This window comes from Bacillus sp. AF62 (assembly GCF_050312695.1).
In the GTDB taxonomy this organism is placed as follows: domain Bacteria; phylum Bacillota; class Bacilli; order Bacillales; family Bacillaceae_G; genus Bacillus_A; species Bacillus_A cereus.
Genome location: NZ_JBNPJZ010000184.1, coordinates 1 through 2,591, shown reverse-complemented (window position 1 = coordinate 2,591; position 2,591 = coordinate 1). Strand labels below are relative to the sequence as shown.

Sequence of the window (2,591 nt, the reverse complement as noted above, 5' to 3'; positions counted from 1 at the left end):
AGGGGCCCAATACTGGTCTCCGCTTGCATTGGCTTGCATAAATTTAATCCGTATCCAATCGTCAGATTGAATAATTCCATCTGTTCTATTTTTATTCTCAAAAATAATAGGTGTCCCATTATCCGTTGGAGCATGCGCAAAAAGAACATAATCATCTAAGCCCCAATGCTCAAAAGTTACGCCACCTTTATGAGGGAAGTTTTTATCTTTGACATAATAGGGCGTGTTATATTGCAACCTTTCTCCGTTTTTTGTTACAGGGACGGAATTGTCTGCAGCTAACGTCGTTATAGGATACGAAGCTACAGCAATTACCAAAGCACATACACCGGTTAAATTTTTCTTCATTTTTCACACAATCCTTACTTATTTCTAATTATTCCGTTGCCAAATTATATCAAAAACACAATTTCATTTAGGACTTTTTGAATAGTACATACGATAGGAATTTGTCCGAAACAATCCTGCGACTATCTGTCATTCGTTATAGATCTAGTTAGAGGAAATATATTTTCCTTATGATGCCTCAACTGCACTACCGATCCTGTAATATACTCATACATTTTGAAACTCCTTTGGAGATTATTGTTTGATTTTTGAAATGGTCTCCTTTATACGGTTCATTGATGCATTTTTTTCTCGTTCCTCTGTTAAAATTTGATGCGGTAAAAATATCTGTGCTGAAATTGCCGTCATACTAGCTACTAGTAACACTTTCCCTATCGTTGTCATATCAAATAAAATAAGTCCGAAACATGCTGCTAAACTTCCTATTATTATATCCTTTAAAAACCCAAAATGGAACATATATTTCACATAGCGTGGCACCAGAATACCCTCTTGATGATAAATGAAATGAAAGACTAGGCCAATTATGCTACCAATAATAATCGTATATAGAACATAAAACATTTCCATCACAACACTTCCTTTTAGAAATAAGATTCGTGCTTTTCATACAGATCCCTTTTTAAAATATTTTGCGACATGTTGAAAAAGCTACGGTCTTACTCTAGTAATTTGAACTTCACTTAAGGAGAGGATTTCGCTATAAATAGCGAATCCTCTCCTGGCTTTGCGCAAATTATGCCGAATAAAACGTTTGTTTAAAAAGAGAGTCTTGTATCAATGCCAGCTATGTGTATAATAGCACGCCCTACCTGTCAAGAGGATTCCCTTAACACGAATCCTATCTTCGCCAAATTTCGCAAGGACTGATTCGGACTATGAGGGATGTACGAAAGCGCCGATTACAATCCTTATATAATAGGAAGAAACTCGATTCCTTCCCACACATCATTCCATTTCAACTGTATGTTTTGTTTTTTCTTGCGCTTCATATTGTTTTACTAATTTATAGTGTTATAATGTCTATGATAAAGACAAGGGAATGCAAATAAGAAGATACATTGGGATGAGAATTGCATTTGCAGTAGTAAAATTCATAGTATCTTACCTAATACAAAAATAAACACCACAGGTAGGGGCCTGTGGTGTTTGGGAGAAAATTATAAAAAGCTAGTATAAGTGTTAGCACCTTTTATTTTACACGAAATAATGTAGAATGGTATTGAGAAAGGTACTCTCTACATGCCAGATAACACATAATACATGCAACGATTATCCCGATGATGTGATAACCCAATAGAATGTCTATATCAAGTACAAACATATTGTCGCTTCTCATCTATCGCTTATTTCTTTAGACGAGTTTCATATTGTTGAACTAGTCGATAAAACGTAGTTTTGGGTACATTCGCTTTCTCCATTGCTTCCACTGCTGTAATGGCCCCAGTTTTCCAAATATCATATGCATTGATAAATGCAGGTGTAATTTCTGCTTTTGGCCTACCAAGGTGTTTTCCTTGTTTTTTTGCTAAATCGATTCCTTCTCTTTGGCGTGTTTTGATTTTGGTACGTTCTTCTTCTGCTAACCAAGAAAGAATTTGAAGTACAAGATCTGTAATCAGGTTTCCTAAATTATCTTTATACTTGGTTGTATTTAACAAAGGCATGTCTGTAATAATAATATGTGCTTGTATATTTTTTGTGATATCTTTCCATTCATTCAAAATCGCCTCTTTATTCCTGCCAAAACGATCAAGTGATTGTACATATAAAATATCCCCTTCTCGTAACATCATTTTGACAAGCTGATAATTTTGACGATTAAAATCTTTTCCAGATTGTTTATCCATAAAAATATCTCTTTCATCAATTCCGATTTGTCGCATCGCTTCAAATTGTCTACCTTCATTTTGCTCTTTACTACTCACTCTTATATATCCGAATTTTCTGTTATTCATCTCATGCAAATCTCCTTACCTCTAATTAACATAATCATATTATAACAAGAAAAAGGACCTAAAGGTATATGTAATATAGAAACGTTCCAAAAGTGCACATTAAAACCTTTTAGTCCTAATAATCTATCAAAATACCTCCGTTCCAAAAGGTGTACCTTTACGGACCGTTAAATAAAAAAGAACAGACTATTGAAATAGTCTGCCCATAGGTAAAAGATGAAATGAAAGTTACGCAAATGTATAGTATAATAAATTTCTAAATAATAAAAGGTATTAACAAAAAAA

At 34.0% G+C, this 2,591-nt stretch carries 3 protein-coding genes; all 3 read right to left on the bottom strand.

The window, feature by feature from the left end:
- On the bottom strand, positions 1-348 hold a 348-nt coding region (locus tag ACQRBL_RS32070; RefSeq protein ID WP_427736387.1), incomplete at its 3' end, for a Kunitz family serine protease inhibitor.
- Positions 349-582: 234 nt separating this feature from the next.
- Entirely contained in the window at positions 583-918 is a 336-nt protein-coding gene (locus ACQRBL_RS32065) for a DUF4257 domain-containing protein (RefSeq protein ID WP_427736385.1), read from the bottom strand.
- 776 nt (positions 919-1,694) lie between these two features.
- Positions 1,695-2,306 (bottom strand): recombinase family protein, encoded by a 612-nt coding sequence (locus ACQRBL_RS32060; protein ID WP_001065234.1) that lies wholly within the window; start codon positions 2,304-2,306, stop codon positions 1,695-1,697.
- Positions 2,307-2,591: the final 285 nt, after the last annotated feature.